Genomic DNA, 21,837 nt, shown 5'->3' with positions numbered 1-21,837 from the left:
TGCCCTGGTCGGCAGGATGTCCGGCATGACCATCACTCGGGGGGTGACCCGGCCCGCACGTGTGCACCGGGCCTGGATCGTGGGCGGCATCGCCCTGATCGCGATCATCGGCGCGGCCGGGTTCCGGGCGACGCCCGGCGTGCTGATCACGCCGTTGCAGGAGGAGTTCGGCTGGTCGCGCGGCACCATCGGGTTCGCCGTGTCGATCAACCTGATGTTCTACGGCCTGACCGCCCCCTTCGCCGCCGCCCTGATGGACCGCTTCGGCATGCGCAGGGTCGTCACCTACGCCCTGGCGCTGGTCGCCGCCGGCAGCGGGGTTACCGTCTTCATGACCGCGAGCTGGCAGCTCGTGCTCTGCTGGGGCGTGCTCGTCGGCCTGGGCACCGGCTCGATGGCGCTGGTCTTCGCCGCGACGCTGACCCAGCGGTGGTTCGTGCGCAGCCGCGGCCTGGTGACCGGCATCCTGACCGCCGGAGGCGCGACCGGGCAGCTCATCTTCCTGCCGGTGCTCGCGCTGCTCGTCGAGTCGAGCGGCTGGCGGACCGCCTCGCTGGTGGTGGCGGGCGCGGCGCTGGCGGTGGTCCCGCTGGTCTTCTTCCTGCTGCGCGACCACCCCGCCGACGTGGGGCTGCTCCCGTACGGCGCCACCGAGCCCCCGCCCGCCCCCGCGCCCGCCACGGTCGGACCGGCCGCGCGTGCCCTGCGGACCCTGCGCGACGCCGCCAAGACCCGGTCGTTCTGGTACCTGTCCGGCGGGTTCGCCATCTGCGGCGCGTCGACCAACGGCCTGGTCGGCACCCACTTCATCCCGGCCGCCCACGACCACGGCATGGCCGAGCCGGTCGCGGCGAGCCTGCTGGCGGTCATCGGGATCTTCGACATCGCCGGGACGATCTTCTCCGGCTGGCTGAGCGACCGCGTCGACGCGCGGGTGCTGCTGGGCGTCTACTACGCCCTGCGGGGCGCGTCGCTGCTGATCCTGCCGCAGCTGTTCGGCGACTCCGCCCACCCCAGCATGATCGTCTTCATCGTCTTCTACGGCCTCGACTGGGTGGCCACGGTCCCGCCGACGGTCGCGCTCTGCCGAAAGATCTACGGCGACGACGGGCCGATCGTGTTCGGCTGGGTGTTCGCCTCCCACCAGATCGGCGCGGCCTTCGCGGCCACCCTGGCCGGGGTGACCCGCGACCACCTCGGCACCTACGACCTCGCCTGGTACGTGTCGGGCGGACTCTGCGCACTCGCCGCCATCATGTCGATACGGATCGCGCGCGGGGCTGGCAGTATTGGCCGGTGAGCCAATACGTGCTGCCGCTGGTGGTCCGGATCGAACGGGCGACGCCGCCACGGCGTACCGACGCGCTTGAAGCCGCCGCGCTGGCGGTGCTGCGCATGGTCAGCGACCACCGCTCGGGCGGCGAGGGCGAATGGGCCGAGGCGGTCCGGGGCTGGGAGAGCCACGGCATCCGCAAGGTCGTCCGCCGGGCCCGCGGCGCCGAATGGACCCGCGTGCTCCAGCTGCCCGGCGAGACGGTGTCGGCCGGGACCGCGCTGGTCCGCGTCCACCCGCCGGTCCCGCTCGACGGCTGGCCCAAGGACCTGGCGCGGCTGCAGGTGTCCGGCACCGACCTCGACGACCCCGAGCCGCCGGGCCCGGCCGGCGCGCCCTGCGTGTTGTGGATCAACCCCCACCTGGAGATGACCGCCGGCAAGGCGATGGCCCAGGCCGGGCACGCCGCCCAGCTGGCCTGGTGGGCGACCACGCCGTCCGACCGGGCGGCGTGGGCCGAGACCGGGTTCGCCGTGTCGGTGCGCACCGCCAGCGCCTACGACTGGGCCAAGCTGGCCGAGGCCGACCTGCCGGCCGTGCGCGACGCGGGCTTCACCGAGATCGCGCCGGGCTCGGTGACGGTCGTCGCCACCGCGCCGTGGTTGCGCGAGGGCGGCTTCCGCCCGGCGGCCCGGGGGCCGCTGCGCAACGTCTAGACCGTCAGCACGTCGGCCCAGACCCCCTCGGGCGTGAGCCGCAGGGGCGACGGGCTGTCGTGGACGATCATCAGCTGCCCGTTGCCCAGCACCGCCAGGCCCTCGGGACGGTCGTCGCGCACGCCCGTGGCCAGGTCGGCGACGTGGATCGGCGGGTCGGCGAAGCCGTTGCCCGGCGTCCAGCGCACGATCTTCACCGGGCCGTCGTGGGTCATCGTCGGCCCGGCCAGGATCAGGACCTCGTCGCCGATCGGGCACAGGTCGCGGATGCCCAGGCCGTCGAGGTCGACGAAGTGGGTGCGGTAGCGGGCGTCGCCGACCGGGGCGAAGCGCAGCCGGCCCGGGTCGTGGGGGTCGGGCTCGGGGCGGATCTCCAGGATGACCGCCCAGCCGCGCAGCACCGGCCCGCGCAGGCCGACGAACACCCGGTCGCGGATGACCGCGATGCCCTCGACGTCGACGCCGTTGTCCTTGCCCGGCAGCCGCAGGAACGGCGCCAGGTGGGGGTCGTGTTCGAGCATGTCGGCCAGGTTGCGGCCCGGCCCGCTCAGGATGGCGGCCCGGCGCGCGCCGTCGGCCCGCACCGGTTCCGGCAGGCCGTCGCGGTCGACGAGGGGGAGACGTACCAGGACGAAGCGGTTCTCCTCGCGCACGACGGTGGCCAGGCGTTTGCGGGCCTTGTCGCCGTTCTGGCCGGGTTTCACCCGCTTGCGCTTGAGGCTGTGGGAGCCGACCGCCCAGAGCCAGCCGTCGGCGCGGGCCAGGCCCTCGATGTCGGCCTCGTCGTCGGGACCGGCGGGCAGTTCGACGAAGTCGGCCAGCCGGAAGGTGCGATGGTCCTGGAAGGCGCCGTCGCGCCACGTGAGGCGTTCGACCCCCGCCCACTCGTCTCCGGCGACCCAGAGACACCGGCCGTCCTGTCGCACGGCGGAAAGATCGTGATGGATCGCCGATCCCGGGGCGAACCGGAGCTCTACCTGCACCCAGTCATTATGAGCCGCAAACCTCGTTCCCGAAGTGTGATGGCTATCGCACCCGAATTGCCGTGATTTGCCGTACGCTCGCCGACGTGCCACCTGGGGACTATGGGACGAAGGCCACTCCTTCGTACGTTGCGGCGGAAGCGGAGACCAGCCCGTTACCGAAGATCACGATCCCGGACCCGCCACCCCCGCCGTCGACCAAAGGTCTGGGCGATCTGCCCATGCGGCTCGTCTACCGGACCGCCGCCGTCGTGACGGTCGTCGCCGCCCTCGGCGTGGTGGCCGCGGGAGTCGTCCTCACCCGCAACGACCCCGGTGAGGCCGCCGCCGCGCCCGCGCCGAAAGCCGACCCGGTCACGGTCGCCGCGACGACCGCCGCGCCGCTCCCGCCCACCCCGGTGCTCCCGAGCCCTTCCCCGTCGCCTTCGGTCAGCCCGCTCTCGACAGCGATGACCGACGCGCTCGACGACCCCCGGGTGCCCGAGCTCCCCGGCGGGCAGCAGAAGCTGCGCGCCTTCGCCGGCAAGAGCGCCAAGATCCGCGGCTCGGTCAAGGACGAGAAGTCGGGCGTGGCCTTCCCCCGCTTCGCCGGCGCCTGGGACCTCGCCTCGGCCTCGCCGTTCGCGTCCCGCCAGCTGCTGCCCAAGGTCAAGGGGTCGGCCTACCGGGGCCTGCTGGTCTCCTGCCCGGTGCCGATCGAGGTGCAGGACGACCTGAAGGACACCGCCTTCCTGGCCGCCCGCTGGACGCTCAACCACCACCCCGCCGGCGCGACCATCAAGTGGACGTCGGCCGACCTGACCGAGATCGACGACCGCCCGGCCTGGGTGCTCGGCTACGACGTCAACTACACGATCAAGGGCGACAAGCGGAAGTCGGCCGCCGCCATCGCGCTCGTGGACGTGCCCGGAGCCAAGCCCGCGCTGGTCTTCATCAGCGTCCCGGACAGCCAGAAGAAGAGCTACCGCGACATCAACACGGTGATGAGCAAGATCAAGGTGCTTTAGACCCGGTCCCATCTGGGGAAATATCCCCTTATCTGGACTTCGGGGGGAGCTCCATCATGGCTACGTTGATCGCCATCGCGTATGACGACCTCGGCACCGCCGTAGAAGTGCGGGACAAGCTGTTCCGGCTCCAGCAGGAGCGCCTCATCACGCTCACCGACGCCGCCATCGTCGAGCACACGACCGAGGGCAAGATCAAGATGAAGCCGGCCGTCAACATGGCCGCGACCGGCGCGGCGGGCGGCGCGCTCTGGGGCGGGCTGATCGGCCTCATCTTCTTCATGCCGCTGGTCGGCGCGGCCGTCGGCGCCGCGACCGGCGCCCTGGTCGGCGCCAAGACCGACATCGGGGTCGACGACAAGTTCATGAAGGACGTCGCCGCGGGCCTGGTGCCCGGCGGCGCGGCCCTGTTCCTGCTCGTCGAGGACAGCACCCGCGACAAGGTGCTGCCGCAGGTCGCGCCCATGGGCGGGCGCATCATCCACACGTCCCTGACGCAGGAGGCCGAGAACCAGCTCAAGGAGGCCATCGAGGCGGCCCGGCACCACTGACGCCTGCCATAGAGCCGAGGAGCCGACGTGGGTGAGCCGCCGAACGACTTCCGGGAGGGGGACCGCGACCGCCCGGACAGCCGTCCCGAGAAGAACGGGGACGAGCCGAAGCCGTGGCGGTCCGAAGGACTGCCCCCGCCCAAGCCGAACCGCCCCAGGATCAACTGGTGGCGGTTCGCGCTGACCATGGCGCTCACCTACGCGGCCTTCTTCATCATCAGCTCGTTCTTCGACGGCGAGCCGCGCCAGACGATCTCCTACACCGAGTTCAACCGTCAGGTGAACGGCGGGAACGTGAAGGACATCTACGCCACCGGCACGTCCATCCAGGGCAACCTGAAGAAGGCGCAGCCGATCCCCGGCGACAAGCAGAAGGACACCTTCACCAAGTTCGCGACGGTGATCCCGGTCTTCGCGAACCAGGAGCAGATCTACCAGCAGCTCACCCAGCAGAACGTGACCATCCAGGCCGAGCCCGCCGACGACCAGCGCGGCACCTTCTGGAACCTGGTGCTCTCGCTGCTGCCCATCCTGCTGCTCGCGGGCGTGTGGGTGTGGCTGATGCGGCGGGCCGGCAGCATGATGGGCGGGGGCGGCGGCGGCCTGGGCGGGATCGGCCGCAACCGCGCCGCCAAACCGGTCGAGAGCGGCAAGGTCCGCGTCAACTTCAGCGACGTCGCCGGCATCGACGAGGTCGAGAACGAGCTCATCGAGATCGTCGACTACCTGAAGGAGCCCGGGAAGTACCGCCGCCTGGGGGCCAAGTTGCCCAAGGGCGTGCTGCTGACCGGGCCGCCCGGCACCGGCAAGACCCTGCTCGCGCGGGCGGTCGCCGGAGAGGCGAGCGTGCCGTTCTTCTCGGCCAGCGCCTCGGAGTTCATCGAGATGATCGTCGGCGTCGGCGCCTCCCGCGTGCGGGAGCTGTTCGACGAGGCCAGGAAGGTCGCCCCGTCGATCGTGTTCATCGACGAGATCGACGCGATCGGGCGTACCCGGGGGGCCTCGACCATAGGGGGTCACGACGAGCGCGAGCAGACCCTCAACCAGGTCCTCACCGAGATGGACGGCTTCACCGGCAACGAGGGCGTCATCGTCATCGCGGCCACCAACCGGCCCGAGGTCCTCGACGCGGCGCTGCTGCGGCCGGGCCGCTTCGACCGCAACATCGTCGTCGCGCCGCCCGACCAGCAGGGCCGCATGGCGATCCTGCGCGTGCACACCCGAGGCGTGCCGCTGTCGCCGGCGGTGCAGATCCCGGCCATCGCGAAGAGCACGCCCGGCATGACCGGCGCCGACCTCGCCAACCTCGTCAACGAGGCCGCGCTGCTGGCCGCCCGCCGCGGCCACAACGCCGTCAGCCCGGCCGACTTCGCCGACGCCCTGGAGAAACTCCAGCTCGGTACGGCCCGCGCCATCGTGATGCCGGAGGAGGAACGCACCCGCACCGCCTACCACGAGGCGGGCCACGCCCTCCTGGGCATGCTGCTGCCGGGCGCCGACCCCGTCCGCAAGATCTCCATCATCCCCCGGGGCCGCGCCCTGGGCGTGACCCTGTCGACCCCCGAGGACGACAGGTACGCCTACGACGAGCGTTACCTCCGGGGCCGCATCACCGGCGCGCTCGGCGGCATGGCGGCCGAGCAGGTCGTGTTCGGCATCGTCACCACCGGCGCCGAGAACGACCTCGAACAGGTCACCTCGATCGCCCGGGGCATGGTCGGCCGGTGGGGCATGTCGCCCCTGATCGGCCCGCTGACGATCCTGCCGACCGAGGGCCCGCCGCAGGCCGCGTCCGCGACCCTGGCCTCCGTCGACGACGAGGCCAGGCGCATCGTCGACGAGTGCTACGCCGACGCGCAGCGCCTCATCGCCGACAACCGTCACCGGCTGGAGGGCATCGTCGCGGCCCTGCTCGACCAGGAGACCCTCGACGAGGCCGACGCCTACGCCGCCGCCGGGTTGTCCCGCGACTGACGCCACCATCGGGCGGTCGCCGCCACCGCGACGGCCAGCCCGGCGGTCGTCAGCACCCCGCCCTCGCCCAGCAGCCAGGGCGAGCGCGGTTGCGTCATGGCCTGGCCGACGAAATAGGTCGCGGCGTTGAACGTGGCGTGCACGACCAGCACCGGCCAGATCGACCCGGTCCGGAGCCGGAACCAGACCAGCGGGAACGCCAGCACGACCGACTGCACGGTGAACCAGAACACCGCGTAGGCCATCGGCACGCCGGGGTCGACCGCCCCCGGCACGAACAGCATCAGCGGCACGTGGAACAGCGCCCACGCGACCCCGAAGACGACCGCGACGACGTCGGCGGAGTGCCGCTCCCCGAGCCGCGTGACGAGGAACGAACTCCACCCGAGCTGCTCGCCCAGCGCCAGCACCAGATACGGCGCCAACCCGGGCACCAGCCCGACGAGCACGGTGAGCACCGGCGGAAAAGGCAACCCTTGCGTAGTGAACGACGCCAGCCCGGTCAGCCACCCGGTCCCGTAGGCCACCGCGGCCCCGATGACGGGGATCGCCCATGCCTTCACCAGCATCGCCGGGGGGACCTTCACGAACCCCCACGGGAACCCGCGCCCCCGGAAGGCGACGGCGGCGGCGACGGCCGGGGCGAGCGCCTGACCGTACAGGGCGATCTGCGCCGGAATCGGCGCCTCCCCGATGCGATCGAGGTCGACCCCCCGGGAGACGGCGTAGGCCACGGCGGGGAGCACGAGAACGGGCAGCACGAGCGCGAACGTGGCGATCTGCAGGGAGGTGTCGGTCTTCACGGGACAAGCAGACTCGGCGAGCGGTCCCGAGCGCCTGAACGCACGGTCCCGTCGAAGTCCCGAAGACCTGCAAGTCGCGGGCCGAACAAAGGCACGCTTTCGGACCCCCAGTGAGCAGGATCTGCCGCCAGGCTGCCCGGGGTCGAGTCGCGCCAGGTCGGGTCGGAGGGCGCGAAAATGGCTCAGGTCGTGAAATTTCGGCTACCCCGTTTCCATGGCGGGTCCCGGGGTTTCGGGACCCTGGTCCCATTCCCTCCACCTGCGGATACCCGCACAATTGCCGCATGCCGACCGTCCGATGGCCCTGGATCGTGCCCGTCCTGTGCGCGGTCGCCGTCGTCGTCGGCGTCGTGCTGACCGCCGGGGTCGAGCTCGCCGACACCGACTACCTGGTCCTGGACGCCGTCGTCGGCCTGACCTACCCGCTGACCGGCGCGCTCATCGCCGCCGCCCGGCCCCGGCACCCCGTCGGCTGGCTGTTCTGCCTCGGCGGCGCGGGCATGGCCCTGCAAGCACTGGCGGGCGGCTACGCGGCCTTCGGGGAGCCGCACGGGTGGCCGGGCACGCTCGCCGCCGCCTGGGTCACCAACTGGGTCTTCCTGACCGGGTTCGGGTCGTTGCTGCTGCTGCCGCTCTACCTGCCCGACGGCCGCCTCCCGTCGCGCCGCTGGCGGCTCCCGGCCGGGCTCATGATCGGGGCGCTCGCGGCGCTGCACGTCGTGCTGATGCTGCGCGACCGGATCTGGGTGTGGGGGGCCGAGCGGCCGAACCCCTTCGGGTTCATCCCGACCGAGCCGCACGCCACCACCGCGTTCGCGGTTGTCGTGACGGTGCTGGGCGTCGGCGGCGCGGCGGCGCTGGCCACCCGGCTCCGGCGCGACCTGCGGCGGCTGCTGCCCGTCTTCGCGGCCGTGGTGACGCTCGCGGCGGCGGTGGTCGCCGACACCCTGCTGGCGGCCCGGCCGCAGATCGGGGTGGCGCTGCTGGCCGTGGCGCTGCCGCTGGTGCCGGTCGCCACGGCCGTGTCGATCTTCCGCTACCGGTTGTTCGACATCGAGGTGCTGCTGCGCCGGACCGTCGTCTACGCGCTGCTGACCGGCCTGCTGCTGGCGCTCTACCTCGGGGTCGTCGCCACCGCCCACGCGCTCGTGGCCTCGACCGAGACCCTCGTCGCCACCGCGGTGGTCGCGGTCGCGTTCGCGCCGCTGCGGGCCGCGCTGCAGAAGGCGGTGGGCCGGTGGTTGTTCGGCCACCGCGGCGACCCGGTCACCGCGCTCAACCAGCTGGGTGTACGCCTTGAGGCCGCCGCCGACCCCACCCGTCTGCTCGACGACGCGGCCGAAACGGTCGCCTCGACCCTGCGGTTGCCGTGGGTGGCGGTGGTGTCGGCCGACGGCGTGACCGTGTCCGAGACCGGCCGGAGGGTGGGCGGAGCCGTACAGCTCCCCCTGACGGCGAGCGGGCGGCACGAGGGCGAGCTGAGAGCGGCCCCGCGCTCGCCGGGGGAGCCGCTGTCGCGCGCCGACCTGGCCGTGCTCACCGACCTGGCCCGGCACCTGGCGGTCGCGCTGGCGGCGGCGCGGCTGGCGCGGGAGGTCCGCGAGTCGCGCGCCGACCTGGTCAGGGCCCGCGAGGAGGAACGCCGCCGCCTGCGCCGCGACCTGCACGACGGCCTCGGCCCGGGGCTGGCCGCGATCGGCATCGGCCTCTACCTGATCGAGGCGGCGACCCCCGGCGAGGAGGTCAGGAACGTGCGCGAGCTGACCCAGACGCTGGTCGCGGACGTGCGGAGAATTGTCCAGGGCCTGCGTCCCCCGGCTCTGGACGAACTCGGCCTGGCCGGCGCCCTCGAAGACCTCGGTTTGGACGCGATCGGCCCCGAGGTCACCGTCACCGTCTCCGACCTGCCCGAACTCTCGGCGGCTGTCGAAGTGGCGGCCTATCGAATCGTCCAAGAAGCGCTGGCCAATTCCCTGAAGCACGCGCAGGCCGGTCGTATCGACATCAGCGCGACCGCCGGGGCCGGACAATTGACGGTGACCGTCGCCGACGACGGCCGCGGCCTGCCCGACCCCCTCGTCGAGGGAGTCGGCAGCGGCAGCATGCGCGACCGCGCGGCCGAACTCGGCGGCACCCTGAGCCGGACCTCCGCGAACGGCACGACAGTGAAGGCGGTGCTCCCGCTGTGAAAGTCCTCCTCGCCGACGACCACCCCCTCCTCAGACACGGCCTGCGCGCCCTCCTGGAGCAGGTGGCCGGCGCCGAGGTCGTCGGCGAGGCCGCCGACGGCGAGGAGGCCGTCGAACTGGCCCTGCGGCTGAACCCCGACGTCGTCGTGATGGACCTGGTCATGCCCGGCGTGGGCGGCCTGGAGGCCACCCGGCGCCTCGTCGACCAGCGCCCCGACCTGGGCGTGCTGGTCCTGACGATGTCGGAGGACGACGCGTCGGTCTTCGCCGCGCTGCGCGCCGGCGCCCGCGGCTACGTGCTGAAGGGCACGGCCGGTGAGGACTTCCTCGCCGCCGTCGCCGCGGTCGCCAGAGGCGAGGCGGTGTACGGCCCCGCCGTGGCCCGGCGCATCCGCCGCTTCCTGACGACCGGCCCCGGCACCGGCCCCTTCCCCGAGCTGACCCAGCGGGAGCGCGAGATCCTCGACCTGCTCGCCAACGGCAAGACCAACGCCGAGATCGCCCGCACGCTGTTCCTCAGCCTGAAGACCGTGAAGAACCACCTGACCAGCGTCTTCGCCAAGCTGCAGGTCGCCGACCGCGCGCAGGCCGTGGTGCGGGCGAGACAGGCGGGCCTCGGCAGCTAAAAGAGGTCTTTTGGTGCAAAGCAGGCATTAGCCCTAAATCGGGCAGGGCAGATCACTCGCGGAACACTTCTGAAACGGGGGAGAACCGACCGTGAGTCAGTCGAGTCAGTCGATGCACGAAGAGATCATCTCCAAGCTGGGCCCGCAGGGGATCCAGCAGATGGCGTCCCTCCTGGGGACCGACGCCGAGTCGGCCAAGCCGGCCATCCAGGCCTGCCTGGCCACCGTCATCTGCGGCATGGCCCGCAACTGCGGCGAGCCCAAGGGGGCCCAGTCGCTGCGTGCCGCCATGGACGACCACTCGTCCGCCGACCCCTTCAGGGACATCGCCGCCCTGGCCAACGACCAGGACGGCCAGCGCATCCTGGCCCACGTCCTCGGAGTCCCCGGCAGCCGTCAGGCCGCCGAGGGCATCGCCCAGTTCATGGGCATGAACTCGGGCGCCATCATGAAGATGATGGCCATGGTCGCGCCGATGGCGATGGCCATGATGGCCCAGCGGATCGACGCCAACCACATGGACGCCACGGCGATGGCCCGTGAGCTCCGCCGCCAGGAGTCGGCGATGAGCACGAGCAGCTTCGGCGACATGCTCAGCGGTGTCCTCGGCAAGATCTTCGGTGGCGCTCAGGCGCAGGGTGGTGCCAAGCCGAAGAACAAGCCGCAGCGGGGCCAGCGCGTCTAACGCTCCGCCAGCACTATCACCTTGTCACCGGCCGCGAACTCGAGCTCGGCTGATTTGGCGGGGTTGAGCACGACACCGAAGTGGGGCGCTTCGCTGACGCGATCGGCCCGCCGGTAGCCGATGGCCGTCTCGCCTCTGCGGCGGGCGGACTCGATCACCGTCGCGAACGTGACGGGACGGCCCTCGGTGACGTAGTCGCTCGCCGGCCTCGGGTAGATCTCCGAGCCGCGCGAGTCGAAGAGGTAGCCGAACACCTCCGACAGGTGCCGGTTCTCGGCCAGCTGCGCGAGCAGCAGGCCGATGACGGTGTCGCTGATGACGATGTCGTCGGCCTCGGTGACCTCGGCGAGTTCACGGTTGTTCTCGTCGTGCATCTCGCTGACGATCGAGTACCGCTCGTGCATGACGGTCTGCATGTCGCGCAGTTGCAGCAGCGACATCAGCGTGCGCGTGTCGGCGTGGTGGGGCTCGAAGCGGTCGTCCGACAGGACGATGACGTGCTGGTAGAGCCCGACGCTGAGCGATTCGAGCGCGTAGCGGTCGGTGGTCTCGCACTCCTTCACGTTCAGCGTGAGGTTGCGCAGCCCGCCGAGTCCGGCGCCCGCGTCGGGGTGCCCGGCCGCCACGTCGAGCACCGACCCCGGTGCGACATAGCCGTCGAGGTAACGCACGATCGTGCCCGCGCGGCCGTTCCACCCGAGCACCAGCGTGCGCTCGGGCTCCAGCCTGGTACGGCCCGCGCTCACGATCGCCGTCTCGTCGACGGCGGCCGGCCGCGCCGCCAGGTCGATCGTGGAGTCGTCCTGGGCGATGACGATGACGTCGTCGCCGTCGGCGATGACCGTGTCGACCGGCGGGTTCAGCTCGACGCCGCTCGCCCGCTTCAGGCCGATGAGGGTGGCGTTCTCGAACGCGCTGAGCGCCTGGCCGTAGGTCTTCCCCTTGAGCGAGGGCGCCTTGCGCAGATAGATCTCGCCGTCGTCGAAGTTGAGCAGGTCCATGCAGACCACCGACATGCCCGACTGCCGCGACGACTGCACGATGAGCCGCGCCGCCGTGTCGTCGGAGTCGACCAGGTGCACGCCCGGCCCGCCCGCCAGCCGCGCGGCGGCCATGTTGCCCGAGTCGGCGATGGCGGCCACGACGGGCGGATGCTCACCCCGCCGTTTGGCCAGGGCGAGCAGCGTCTTGATGACGTGGGCGTCGGGGTCGTCGCCGGAGGGCGACAGCACGACGATCGACTTGGCCGCGCCCAGGTTCATCAGGTCGAGGTGGGCCGACTCGGTCGGCCGGCCGGTGCGGCAGACGACGCGGACCCGGCCCGTGTCGGGGATGCGGTCGCGGAGGGCATCCTCCATCGAGACCTTGTCCTTGTCGGCGAGGATCGCGATGACCGACTTCTGCTCCCGCGCCTTCACGAGCTCGGCGACGATCGTGAAGACCTGGTCGGACCAGCCCAGGATGACGGTGTGCTGCGACTCGATGATGCGCGAGCGGCCCTTGCGCAGGTCTTCGACCTTGGTCTTCAGCCCCGCCGAGAGCAGGCCGACGAACAGCGACACGAAGAACAGGCCGCCCAGCGAGGCGGTCAGCATGATGGCCAGATAGGGCGCGGTGCCCTGGTCGGAGGCGATCTTCCCCGGGCTGAGCGTACGCATCAGCGAGGCCCAGAGCGCCCCCGGCACCCCGTTCTTGACCTCGCCGGGCGTCAGCCAGACGGCGAGCATCGCGGCCGAGACGACCAGCGCGGCGCAGAACGCGGCCAGCCAGCCGATCAGTGCCCCGGTTCCCCGGGACATGGTGTTGTCGAACCAGTACCGCGCCTTCTCGCGCACTTTCGCCTTCGCCACGTGGCCTCCCCGCCGCCCATCAACCCGGACAAGGTACCCCTCATGACCATCAGCCCGCATATCGGTTGACAAACGATGAAAACGACTTCGGGACTAAGGTGGGCTGACGTGACCGAGCTCATTCTCGCCTCCGCCTCCCCGGCCCGCCTCGGCGTTCTGCGCGCCGCCGGGCTGGAGCCCAAAGTCATCGTCAGCGGCGTCGACGAATCGGCGATCACCGCCCCGACCCCGTCCGACCTCGCCCTGGTGCTGGCGAAGGCCAAGGCCAGAGCGGTCGCCGAGACGATTTCCGCCCCCGCCCTGGTGATCGGCTGCGACTCGGTGCTGGAGCTCGACGGGGTGGCCTACGGGAAACCCGCGTCGACCGCGGAGGCTACGGAACGGTGGCTCTCCATGCGCGGCCGAACCGGCCGCCTGCTGACCGGCCACACCGTGATCGACGTCGCCACCGGCCGCGAGGCCGCCGAGACCTGCGCCACGACCGTCCGCTTCGGCACCCCGTCGGACGCGGAGATCGCGGCCTACGTGGCGAGCGGCGAACCGCTCCGCGTCGCGGGGGCCTTCACCCTCGACGGCCTGGGCGGCTGGTTCGTCGAGGGCATCGACGGCGACCACGGCAACGTGCTGGGCATCTCGCTCCCTCTCGTCCGCAAGCTGCTCGCCCAACTCGACGTCGAGGTCACCCAGCTCTGGACAAGCCGGTAGATCGCGGTCAGACCGCGGATTCGCTAGCCTCGCCCTCATGGTCGGTGGTGGGCCGGTGCGCAGGCAGGCCGGTGGGTTCTTCGATGGTGTCGGGTGCTACCTGCGGGGCATCGCGTGGATGGCCCGCCATCCCCGCTGGTGGTTGTTCGGGCTGATCCCGGCGTTGATCGCGTTCGCGCTGTTCGCGGGGCTGCTCGTGCTGCTGGCGGCCAACGCCGGCGACGTCGCGGCGTGGATGACGCCGTTCGCCGACAACTGGGGCTGGCGCGAGTTCTTCCGGACGCTCGTCGGGGTGCTGCTGGTCATCGTCGGGGCGCTGCTCTCGATCGTGTTGTTCACGGCGGTCTCGCTGGCGATCGGGGAGCCGTTCTACGAGAAGATCTCCGAGCAGGTCGAGGAGAGCCTCGGCGGGCCCGTGCACCACGACGACACGCCGCTCGTGCTCGGCATCCTGCGGTCGATCAAGGACAGCCTGGTGACCCTCTGGTTCGTGCTGCTGTTCACGATCCCGCTGTTCATCCTGGGGTTCGTCCCGTTCGTGGGGCAGACGGTCGTGCCGGTGGTCGGGGCGCTCGTGTCCGGATACTTCCTGACCGTCGAGCTCACCGCGCTCGCCATGGAGCGGCGCGGGGTGCGGCGCAGGTTCCGGTTCGCCGTGCTCAAGGCGAACCGGGGCATGTCGCTCGGGTTCGGCACCGCCGTCTTCGTGACGTTCCTCGTCCCGTTCCTGGCCATCGCGGCGATGCCGTGCGCGGTCGCCGGGGCGGCCATGATGGTGCGCGACCGGATGCTAGTTCAGGGGCCGGGGCAGCCGGCCTTCCAGCCGCCGCCGCACCGCCTGTAGCTCCGCGATCCCCTCGTCGATCAGGCCGATCCACCGGCGGATCGCCTCGGGGGTGGGCTCGCCCTCGAGCTCGCCCATCAGGTCGCGGACGGCCGTCAGCCGGGGCTCGGGCTTGCGGCCCATGTTGGCCATCAGCCCGGCCGTGGCGATCTGGCGGTTGGCGTGGTGGCGGGTGAAGCCCCAGCGCTGCCGGCAGTAGTCGTCGAAGCCCGTGTGGGTGGCCCGGTAGAGGCGCAGGTCGCGGATGCGGGTCAGAGCGTGGCCGACCCGGCCCAGGCCGCCGAGCCCGGCCGCCTCGATCTCGGCCTCGGCCTCGGCCAGCGCGGCCCGTTCGACCGGGGAGAGCGACGGCATGGCGACCACGCCCCCGGCGAGCCGTTTGAGCACCTGCCCGTGGCACGGCCCCGGGACGCACCAGCAGCCGAGGGCCTTGCCGCGCAGCTCGGGCACGCGGGCCAGCAGCTCGGGCCGGTCGGTCAGGTAGGACTCGAAACGGCGCAGCTGCTCGCCGCGCAGCACGTCGTCCTTCTCGTGGGGGTTGGCCCAGTCGCTGCGGGTGTCGATGCGGACGTACAGGCCCGCGGTTCGCGCCCACGCGATCAGGTTCGGATGCCCGCGGCGGCGGTTCATGCTGACGATGACCGTCTCTCCGGCCAGCAGGCTCTCCAGCCGGGCCCGCTCGTGGCCGGACCATCCGTCGGTGACCGGAACATCTCGCATGCCCGTCAACGCTGCTCCCCTCGACGCACAACCGTCCCATGCCGCGCGGTTCCTTTTGCGGTTTCCAGAGCTATGCCCACAGCGAACACGGTTTTCCACAACCGGATCCATGTCCGTTTCTCCTGGCCCGTACGCCGCCACGATCGCCCCATGCCCATCGCCCACCGGCTCCGCCTGTCGTCCCCTGCCGACATCCTGGCGGCCATCCCCTACCTGCTCGGCTTCCACCCCGCCGACAGTCTCGTGGTCATCGGCCTGGAGCGCGCCGCCGTCCGTGTCGCGACCCGCTGGGACCTGCCGCTGCTCCCCGGCGCGCTCGACGACCTGCGCCCGCTGCTCGCCCGCGAGAAGGCCGACGCGACCCTGCTCGCCGCCTTCGGCGAAGCTGCGCTGACCGCGCCCGCCCTCGACGACGCGGCGCGTTTCCTGACGGCGGCCGGCCTCCCCGTCCACGACGCGTTACGCGCCCACGAGGGCCGCTACTGGTCGCACCTGCACCCGTGCCCGCCGGACGGCGTGTACTACGACGCGGCGGCCCATCCCGTCGCGGCCGAGGCCGTGGTGCGCGGCATGGTCGCGCTGCCCGACCGCGCGGCGCTGGAGCGCACCGTCGCGCCCGTCACCGGCACGGCCCGCGCGGCGATGGACCGCGCGACCGAGCGGGCCGAACACGAGGTGTGGGGCTGGGTGGAGAAGGCCGACCCGGCCGCCTACCTGGCCGACGGGCTCGCCCGGGTGCGGTCGGCTGTGGAGTGTCACGAACGCGGCGGGCGGTTGTCCGACGACGACGCCGCGCGGCTGGGCCTGGCGTTGTGGTTGATCCGGGTCCGCGACGAAGCGTGGACCCTCATCGACGACAGTCCCGCCCACCTGGCGTTGTGGCGCGACCTGACCAGGCGGCTGTCGCCGAATCTGGTCACCCCGGCGGCGGCGCTGCTGGCGGCCGCGGCCTGGCGGACGGGCGACTGCGCGCTCGCGTCGATGGCGCTCGACCGGGCGCTCGCGGCGGAGCCGCGTTACACGATGGCGCTGATCCTCACCGAGGCCATCGCCCGGCTGCTGACCCCCGACGACGTCGGCGAGCGCATGCCGACCCCCGAACAGCTCGACCGTGAGATGGGACCGCCGCTGATGAGCTGGTTCACCCCGCTGCTGCGGAGGATCGGCGGCTAGACCCCGTCGGCCTGGCGGCGGCGTTCGTTGTAGGCCCGCATCCGGGCCGGGTAGCCGGTGAGCTGCACGTCGTAGACGGGCAGCCGCAGGTCGCGGGCGACCTTCTTGATGACGGCGGGGGAGCCCACGCGGCGGCGGGTCCATTCGCCGTCGTGGGCGACCGCGACGGCGGTGGTGTCGGTGGCGAAGGTTTCCGGTTCGACGTAGAACTCCACGCCGATGCGGGACTTGGCGAACTCGATCAGGGACTCGATGTCCTGATCGGTGGCCTCCCGGTCGAAACGCTGCACTTTCGGACCCCGGTTACGCCGCAGCCCGTAGCGGTCACGCCATCTCATACCCCTTGTATACCGTCCGATCGGGCGGAGCGCGTCCCTCTGGCGGATCTCCGGGACACGTCGGGGTCATCCCCGATTCTGCGCCGTGCCGGAGTCGGCCAGGATGGAGGAGGCAGACGCGTTTTCTTCCGCGAAGGGCAGGGTTTTCATGGCGACGTCGTTCTCACCCGCAGCGCCGGGGCGCGCGGCCGTGCCACCCACCCACCTCCGCGTCAGCGACGCCGACCGCGACCAGGTGGTCGAGCACGTCAAGGCCGCCTACGCCGAGGGCCGCCTCGACAAGGACGAGATGGACCTGCGCCTCGACCACGCGATGACCGCGCAGACCCACGCCGACCTGATGCCGGTCATGGCCGACCTCCACCACCGCACCCTGACGGCCTTCCCGAAGCCCCACGACCAACCGGCCCGCGCCGCCGACGGAACCGACCGCGTGGCCGGCGCCGCCGCCCACCTCATCACGCTGACCGGCCTGTTCGTCGTCGGCCCGCTCATCATGCTGCTGACCGCCGGCCGCACCTCGCCCTACGTCCGGCGGCACGCCATGGAAGCCCTCAACTTCCACCTGACGGTCTTCGGCGCCACGATCCTGCTCCCGTTCACCGTCGTGGGCATCGTCCTGGTCCCGCTGTTCTGGGTCCTCGGCATCGTCCTGTCCATCGTCGGCGGCGCATCGGCCCTGGCCGACGGCGACTTCCGCTACCCGCTGACGATCCGCCTCATCAAATAAACCCGTCTCCGTTACGGCTCCGCCGGGCCGGCACCCCCCACCGCGCCCGCCCAGCCCCGCCCAAGGCGCGAACCCCCGCGCCCGCTTCACGCCGCGACGACGGAGCACACCCGCGATGACGAGCCTGACCTGCTCGCGCCTGTCCTGCGCCGCGCAGCCGCGACCTGCTCGCCTCGCGCCGCGCAGCCGTACAAGTCGGCGCCCGCACCGCGACGACGGGCGTGATCTGCTCGCGCCTGTCCCGCCCCGCGCAGCCCTGACCTGCTCAGACAGGCCGGACCGACTGGTCGCGCCCGCCTCGCGCCGCGACGATGAGTTGTCAGCCCGGGGGGAGTAGTGCCCGGACCGCCGAGACCGTGTCGGCGTCTTCCGCGCGTTTGTCCGGCCGGTAGCGCAGCACGCGGGCGAACCTCAGTGCCATGCCGCCCTCGTACCGGGTCGACCGCTGCACACCGTCGAAGGCGATCTCGACGACCTGTTCCGGCTTCAGCGGCACCGTCCACTCCGTGGTGGGGCCGTCGGCGAGTTCGAGGAAACGTTGGGTCTGCCAGGCCAGGAGTTCGTCGGTCAGGCCCTTGAAGGTCTTGCCGAGCATCACGAACCCGCCCGTCTCCGGGTCGTACGCCCCCAGGTGCAGGTTCGACAACTTCCCCTCGCGCCGACCATGCCCCCATTCGGCCGCCAGGACGACCAGGTCGAGGGTGTGCCGGGGCTTGACCTTGATCCAGCCCGCCCCGCGCCGCCCGGCCGCGTAGACCGTCGTGGGGGCCTTGACCACCACGCCCTCGTGGCCCTTGCGGACCGCTTCGGCGAAGAACTCCTCGCCCTCCTCGGCGTCGCCGGTGACCAGCCGGGGCGTGATCAGCGACGGCGGCACGGCGGCCGTGAGGGCCGCGTGGCGGTCGGCGTCGGGCAGGTCGAGCAGGTCGGCGCCGTCGACGCGCAGGGCGTCGAAGAAGAAGACGCTCAGCGGCACCTCGCGCGGCCCCACCCGGGTGGCGACCCGGCCCGACGTCACCTGGAAGGGCAGCGGGTTGGCGTCGTCGCGCAGGGCGATGACCTCGCCGTCGAGCACGATGTCGGTCGCCGACAGGCCCCTGACCGCTTCGACCAGTTCGGGGACCTGGTCGGTGATGTCGTCGAGGGTGCGGGTGAAGACGCGCACCTCGTCGCCCGACCGGTGGGCCTGGATGCGGATGCCGTCGAGCTTCCACTCGATCGCGGCCGGGCCGCCGATCTTCTCCAGGGCGGCCGTCACGGTGGGCGCGCTCTGGGCCAGCATCGGCGCGACCGGGCGGCCGACCTCCAGGTGGAAGTCGCGCAGCGCCGTCACGCCGCCGGCCAGCGCGGCCGCACCCACGGCGGGCAACCAGCCGCGCAGCATGAGGGCCCGGCGCACCTCGGCGGACGGGACGTCGGCGGCCTTGGCGATGGCCTCGATCATGACGCCGTCGAGCGCGCCCTGGCGCAGCTCGCCCGTCAGCAGGCGGCCCAGGAAGGTCTGCTCCTGGCGGGTCGCCGCGCCGAACAGGTCGGCGACCAGGCCGCGGCGGGCGGCCTGCGAACCGGGGCCCGACTGGGCCTTGATGCGTTCGAGGAAGGCGTCGATCTGAGTGAGGGTCGCGGTCGCGGCCAGCCGCGGTTCGGGCAGATCCTGGAGGGAGCGCCAGCCGACCCCGATCTGACGCTGGGGGAGCTCGCCCGACAGGTAGGCGATGGCGATCTCGGCCTCGTCGGGCCCCACCCGGGCGAGCAGTTCGGCCAGGTGGCGGATCTTCGCCAGCCGGGCCGAGTCGGCGGCGACGGCCGCGGAGGTCCTGGCAAGATCGATCAGCAACACACCGTAATCCTGCCGTACCCGACCTTCCAATGCCACGGCCCGGCACCCTCGCGGGAACCGGGCCGTGACGAACGGGCGAACGTCAGCTCACGCCGAGCAGGTCGACGACGAAGATCAGGGTCTCGCCGGGCTTGATGGCCCGGCCGGCGCCCCGGTTGCCGTAGCCCAGGTGCGGCGGGATGGTGAGGCGGCGGCGTCCGCCGACCTTCATGCCGGCCACGCCCTGGTCCCAGCCGGCGATGACCCGGCCGCCGCCGAGGGGGAACTGGAAGGTGTCGCCGCGGTTCCACGAGGCGTCGAACTCCTCGCCGGTGGAGAACGCGACGCCGACGTAGTGCACGCTCACGGTGTGCCCCGGCTTGGCCTCAGGACCGTCGCCGACCACCAGGTCGACGATCTCCAGGTCGGCGGGCGCCTGGCCCTCCGGAAAGTCGATCTCGGGCTTCTCGAGTGCCACGTGGGTCTCCTTGGTTCATGGCGCGCCGCTCGGTTCGCCCGGACACGCCGGCCGGAGTGACGCGCCGCCCCCGACCGGCCGCCGACCGCTCTGCGGGCCGGACCGGAAGAGCCTACCGGCACCCCCGATCCCCCCGCCGGGCGTGTCGCCCTCTCGGGTCACCGGCGCTGGGTGCCCGCGTCGGCGTCGGCGTCCTCGGCCTTGCGCTGGGCGGGGATCTCGTGCTCGGCGGTCATCCCGTCGGTGGGCGCCGGCTGGGGGGCCGTCGGGTCGCCGTCGGGTTCGGGGGTCGTGGACGGCACCGGGCCCGCGCTCGGCGGGCGGGCGACGACGACCGTGTCGGCCGGGGCGAGGCCGCCCTGCAGGATGGTCTGCGCCCGCTCCCAGACGCCGGCCGTCACCAGGACGTCGTAGCGCCCGGCCACGATCGAGTTGCGGGAGGTGAAGTCGCGCACCCCGCCCTGGAACAGGTGGCTGGTGAAGCCGAACGCCGCACCGGCGATCGCGCCCCACAGGATCGACCACAACACCAGCGCGACGAACGAGGTGGACGTGGTCGTGAACAGGCCCAGGAACAGGCCGACGACGAGGCCGAAGACCCCGCCGCTGACGGCCCCGGTTAAGGCCGCGCGGCCGTTGGTGAGGCGGCCGGTGACCTTCTCCTCGGTACGCAGGTCGGTGCCGACGATGGCGAGTTCCTGGACCGGGAAGCCGGCGTCCGACAGCGTGTCGACGGTCTTCTGCGCGGCGGTGTAGCGGTCGTAGCTGACGAGCAGGCGCCGGTCCGCCAGAGGCATGGCCGGGCCGTGCGTGGGCGTTTCGTACATCAGGGCCTTCTCCTCAGAAATCGTGGTGGAAGACCCTCGCCCCTACCCGCACGGCCCGCCGAATCACCAGCTTTGGTGGAGCGGCATGCCCTCGCTGTAGCCCGACGCGCTCTGCACGCCCACGACCGCCCGCTCGTGGAACTCCTGGAGGCTGGTCGCGCCGGCGTACGTACAGGAGGAGCGCAGGCCGGCCACGATCGCGTCGATCTGGTCCTCCACTCCCGGGCGGGCCGGGTCGAGGTACATGCGCGAGGTGGAGATGCCCTCTTCGAACAGCGCCTTGCGGGCCCGGTCGAACGGGGTGTCCTCGGCGGTGCGCAGCTTGACGGCGCGGGCCGAGGCCATGCCGAAGTTCTCCTTGTAGCGGCGGCCGTCGGCGGCGGTGCGGGTGTCGCCGGGCGACTCGTAGGTGCCGGCGAACCACGAGCCGATCATCACGTTGGCGGCCCCGGCGGCCAGCGCGAGCGCGACGTCACGCGGGTGCCGCACGCCGCCGTCGGCCCACACGTGGCGGCCCAGGCGGCGCGCCTCGCGGGAGCATTCGAGCACGGCGGAGAACTGCGGGCGGCCGACGCCGGTCATCATGCGGGTGGTGCACATCGCGCCCGGCCCGACGCCGACCTTGACGATGTCGGCGCCCGCGTCGACCAGGTCGCGCACGCCCTCGGCGGTGACCACGTTGCCCGCCGCGATGGGCACGCCGGGGTCGAGGGCGCGCACCGCGCGCAGGGCGGCCAGCATCTTCTCCTGGTGGCCGTGGGCGGTGTCGACGACGAGCACGTCGGCCCCGGCCTCGACCAGTTCCTTGGCCTTGGCCGCGACGTCGCCGTTGATGCCGACCGCCGCCGCGATCCGCAACCGGCCCGAGCCGTCGACGGCGGGCTGGTAGAGGGTGGCGCGCAGCGCGTTGGTGCGGGTGAGCACGCCGACCAGGCGGCCCTCCTCGTCGACGACCGGGGCGAGCTTGTGCCGCCGGTCGTGCAGCAGGTCGAAGGCGGTCTGCGGGTCGATGCCCTCGGGCAGCACCTGCGGCGAGGGGGTCATCACCTCGCCGAGCTGGGTGAACATGTCGACGCCCTGGCAGTCGGCCTCGGTCGCGACCCCGACGGGCCGGTTGTCGAGGTCGACCACGATGACCGCGCCGTGGGCCCGCTTGGGCAGCAGGGTCAGCGCCTCGCCGACGGTGTCGTGGGCGGTGAGGGTGATCGGGGTGTCGTGGACGAGGTCGCGGCTCTTCACCCACGAGATCACGTCGGAGACGACGTCGATCGGGATGTCCTGCGGGATGACGGTGATGCCGCCGCGCCGGGCGACCGTCTCGGCCATGCGGCGGCCCGCGACGGCGGTCATGTTGGCCACGACGAGCGGGACGGTGGTGCCGGTGCCGTCGGGCGAGGAGAGGTCGACGGCGAGGCGCGACCCGACGTCCGACCTCGATGGGACCATGAAGACGTCGCTGTAGGTGAGGTCGTACGGCGGGGTCATGTCGTTGAGGAATCGCACGTCTGTCCAGACTAGTAGTTCGGGGCGTTCCGTAGGATTGCGG

The 21,837-nt window shown here is 72.1% G+C and carries 21 protein-coding genes; 12 read left to right on the top strand and 9 right to left on the bottom strand.

The features are described from left to right. Positions 1-16 precede the first annotated feature (16 nt). Both AW274_RS05775 and AW274_RS05770 read left to right on the top strand, forming a co-directional pair. Positions 17-1,300: an MFS transporter gene (locus AW274_RS05775; RefSeq protein ID WP_198169022.1), complete on the top strand. Its 1,284-nt coding sequence runs from the start codon at positions 17-19 to the stop codon at positions 1,298-1,300. Further along, the gene (locus AW274_RS05770) at positions 1,297-1,989 is read left to right on the top strand and encodes an aminoacyl-tRNA hydrolase (protein ID WP_062429959.1); all 693 of its coding nucleotides are present in this window, start codon (positions 1,297-1,299) and stop codon (positions 1,987-1,989) included. The genes AW274_RS05775 and AW274_RS05770 overlap by 4 nt, the downstream gene beginning before the upstream one ends. Here the strand turns inward: AW274_RS05770 and AW274_RS05765 are convergent. Next, the gene (locus tag AW274_RS05765) at positions 1,986-2,972 is read right to left on the bottom strand and encodes a DUF3616 domain-containing protein (protein WP_062429958.1); all 987 of its coding nucleotides are present in this window, start codon (positions 2,970-2,972) and stop codon (positions 1,986-1,988) included. The genes AW274_RS05770 and AW274_RS05765 overlap by 4 nt on opposite strands. A 221-nt stretch (positions 2,973-3,193) precedes the next feature. Between AW274_RS05765 and AW274_RS05760 the strand changes: the two genes are divergently transcribed. The 3 genes from AW274_RS05760 to ftsH are packed head-to-tail and all read left to right on the top strand — an operon-like array spanning position 3,194 to position 6,504. Further along, positions 3,194-3,979 (top strand): hypothetical protein, encoded by a 786-nt coding sequence (locus tag AW274_RS05760; protein WP_062429957.1) that lies wholly within the window; start codon positions 3,194-3,196, stop codon positions 3,977-3,979. A gap of 56 nt (positions 3,980-4,035) precedes the next feature. Then, positions 4,036-4,530 carry a DUF1269 domain-containing protein gene (locus AW274_RS05755; RefSeq protein WP_062429956.1) on the top strand — a complete coding sequence of 165 codons (495 nt, stop codon included), beginning with the start codon at positions 4,036-4,038 and terminating at the stop codon, positions 4,528-4,530. Between the two features lie 27 nt (positions 4,531-4,557). Continuing rightward, positions 4,558-6,504, top strand: a complete 1,947-nt coding sequence (ftsH, locus tag AW274_RS05750) for an ATP-dependent zinc metalloprotease FtsH (RefSeq protein ID WP_232319986.1) — start codon at positions 4,558-4,560, stop codon at positions 6,502-6,504. Here the strand turns inward: ftsH and AW274_RS05745 are convergent. Next, positions 6,474-7,307 (bottom strand): CPBP family intramembrane glutamic endopeptidase, encoded by an 834-nt coding sequence (locus AW274_RS05745; protein WP_062429955.1) that lies wholly within the window; start codon positions 7,305-7,307, stop codon positions 6,474-6,476. The two genes, ftsH and AW274_RS05745, sit on opposite strands and share 31 nt — an antisense overlap. A 284-nt stretch (positions 7,308-7,591) precedes the next feature. On the opposite strand from AW274_RS05745, the gene AW274_RS05740 reads away from it, so the two are divergent. From AW274_RS05740 to AW274_RS05730, 3 genes are all read left to right on the top strand, one after another. Then, on the top strand, positions 7,592-9,496 hold the full coding sequence (locus AW274_RS05740; RefSeq protein WP_062429954.1) for a sensor histidine kinase: 1,905 nt from the start codon (positions 7,592-7,594) through the stop codon (positions 9,494-9,496). Further along, the gene (locus AW274_RS05735; RefSeq protein WP_062429953.1) at positions 9,493-10,122 is read left to right on the top strand and encodes a response regulator; all 630 of its coding nucleotides are present in this window, start codon (positions 9,493-9,495) and stop codon (positions 10,120-10,122) included. Before AW274_RS05740 ends, AW274_RS05735 begins: the two co-directional genes overlap by 4 nt. A 112-nt stretch (positions 10,123-10,234) precedes the next feature. Beyond that, the gene (locus AW274_RS05730) at positions 10,235-10,807 is read left to right on the top strand and encodes a DUF937 domain-containing protein (protein WP_062429952.1); all 573 of its coding nucleotides are present in this window, start codon (positions 10,235-10,237) and stop codon (positions 10,805-10,807) included. Here AW274_RS05730 and AW274_RS05725 read toward each other — a convergent pair. Then, entirely contained in the window at positions 10,804-12,657 is a 1,854-nt protein-coding gene (locus tag AW274_RS05725) for a CASTOR/POLLUX-related putative ion channel (RefSeq protein WP_062429951.1), read from the bottom strand. The genes AW274_RS05730 and AW274_RS05725 overlap by 4 nt on opposite strands. 108 nt (positions 12,658-12,765) lie before the next feature. On the opposite strand from AW274_RS05725, the gene AW274_RS05720 reads away from it, so the two are divergent. After that, positions 12,766-13,362 (top strand): nucleoside triphosphate pyrophosphatase, encoded by a 597-nt coding sequence (locus AW274_RS05720; protein ID WP_232319985.1) that lies wholly within the window; start codon positions 12,766-12,768, stop codon positions 13,360-13,362. Positions 13,363-13,399: 37 nt separating this feature from the next. After that, on the top strand, positions 13,400-14,206 hold the full coding sequence (locus AW274_RS05715; RefSeq protein ID WP_062429949.1) for an EI24 domain-containing protein: 807 nt from the start codon (positions 13,400-13,402) through the stop codon (positions 14,204-14,206). On the opposite strand, the gene AW274_RS40035 is transcribed toward AW274_RS05715, so the two are convergent. Beyond that, entirely contained in the window at positions 14,153-14,926 is a 774-nt protein-coding gene (locus AW274_RS40035) for a DUF4326 domain-containing protein (RefSeq protein WP_062429948.1), read from the bottom strand. The two genes, AW274_RS05715 and AW274_RS40035, sit on opposite strands and share 54 nt — an antisense overlap. Before the next feature lie 150 nt (positions 14,927-15,076). On the opposite strand from AW274_RS40035, the gene AW274_RS05705 reads away from it, so the two are divergent. After that, the gene (locus AW274_RS05705) at positions 15,077-16,099 is read left to right on the top strand and encodes a DUF4192 domain-containing protein (protein WP_062429947.1); all 1,023 of its coding nucleotides are present in this window, start codon (positions 15,077-15,079) and stop codon (positions 16,097-16,099) included. On the opposite strand, the gene AW274_RS05700 is transcribed toward AW274_RS05705, so the two are convergent. Then, entirely contained in the window at positions 16,096-16,437 is a 342-nt protein-coding gene (locus AW274_RS05700; RefSeq protein WP_062334982.1) for a hypothetical protein, read from the bottom strand. The two genes, AW274_RS05705 and AW274_RS05700, sit on opposite strands and share 4 nt — an antisense overlap. Positions 16,438-16,627: 190 nt before the next feature. Between AW274_RS05700 and AW274_RS05695 the strand changes: the two genes are divergently transcribed. Next, a complete protein-coding gene (locus tag AW274_RS05695; protein ID WP_232319984.1) occupies positions 16,628-17,167 on the top strand; it encodes a DUF1707 and DUF4870 domain-containing protein in 540 nt (179 codons plus the stop codon). A 319-nt stretch (positions 17,168-17,486) separates the two neighbouring features. Here AW274_RS05695 and AW274_RS05690 read toward each other — a convergent pair whose 3' ends face one another. From AW274_RS05690 to AW274_RS05675, 4 genes are all read right to left on the bottom strand, one after another. Beyond that, the gene (locus AW274_RS05690; protein WP_062429945.1) at positions 17,487-19,007 is read right to left on the bottom strand and encodes an ATP-dependent DNA ligase; all 1,521 of its coding nucleotides are present in this window, start codon (positions 19,005-19,007) and stop codon (positions 17,487-17,489) included. Positions 19,008-19,089: 82 nt separating this feature from the next. Further along, entirely contained in the window at positions 19,090-19,464 is a 375-nt protein-coding gene (locus AW274_RS05685) for an FKBP-type peptidyl-prolyl cis-trans isomerase (protein ID WP_030454703.1), read from the bottom strand. Positions 19,465-19,622: 158 nt separating this feature from the next. After that, positions 19,623-20,291 carry a YflT domain-containing protein gene (locus AW274_RS05680; protein WP_063813073.1) on the bottom strand — a complete coding sequence of 223 codons (669 nt, stop codon included), beginning with the start codon at positions 20,289-20,291 and terminating at the stop codon, positions 19,623-19,625. A 63-nt stretch (positions 20,292-20,354) separates the two neighbouring features. Further along, complete coding sequence (locus AW274_RS05675) at positions 20,355-21,794, bottom strand: GuaB1 family IMP dehydrogenase-related protein (RefSeq protein ID WP_062429944.1); 1,440 nt, start codon at positions 21,792-21,794, stop codon at positions 20,355-20,357. Positions 21,795-21,837 lie beyond the last annotated feature (43 nt).

The organism is Herbidospora daliensis, from assembly GCF_001570585.1.
In the GTDB taxonomy this organism is placed as follows: Bacteria; Actinomycetota; Actinomycetes; order Streptosporangiales; family Streptosporangiaceae; genus Herbidospora; species Herbidospora daliensis.
Note: the sequence above shows the minus strand (reverse complement) of the source record. Positions and strands in the feature narration are given on the sequence as shown.

Coding starts and splice junctions, on each gene's coding strand:
- AW274_RS05715 (WP_062429949.1), top strand. CDS start 13,400: ATGGTCGGTGGTGGGCCGGTGCGCAGGCAGGCCGGTGGGTTCTTCGAT.
- AW274_RS05700 (WP_062334982.1), bottom strand. CDS start 16,437: ATGAGATGGCGTGACCGCTACGGGCTGCGGCGTAACCGGGGTCCGAAA.
- AW274_RS05755 (WP_062429956.1), top strand. CDS start 4,036: ATGGCTACGTTGATCGCCATCGCGTATGACGACCTCGGCACCGCCGTA.
- AW274_RS05705 (WP_062429947.1), top strand. CDS start 15,077: ATGCCCATCGCCCACCGGCTCCGCCTGTCGTCCCCTGCCGACATCCTG.
- AW274_RS05740 (WP_062429954.1), top strand. CDS start 7,592: ATGCCGACCGTCCGATGGCCCTGGATCGTGCCCGTCCTGTGCGCGGTC.
- AW274_RS05680 (WP_063813073.1), bottom strand. CDS start 20,291: ATGTACGAAACGCCCACGCACGGCCCGGCCATGCCTCTGGCGGACCGG.
- AW274_RS05775 (WP_198169022.1), top strand. CDS start 17: ATGTCCGGCATGACCATCACTCGGGGGGTGACCCGGCCCGCACGTGTG.
- AW274_RS05730 (WP_062429952.1), top strand. CDS start 10,235: ATGCACGAAGAGATCATCTCCAAGCTGGGCCCGCAGGGGATCCAGCAG.
- AW274_RS40035 (WP_062429948.1), bottom strand. CDS start 14,926: ATGCGAGATGTTCCGGTCACCGACGGATGGTCCGGCCACGAGCGGGCC.
- AW274_RS05760 (WP_062429957.1), top strand. CDS start 3,194: ATGCGGCTCGTCTACCGGACCGCCGCCGTCGTGACGGTCGTCGCCGCC.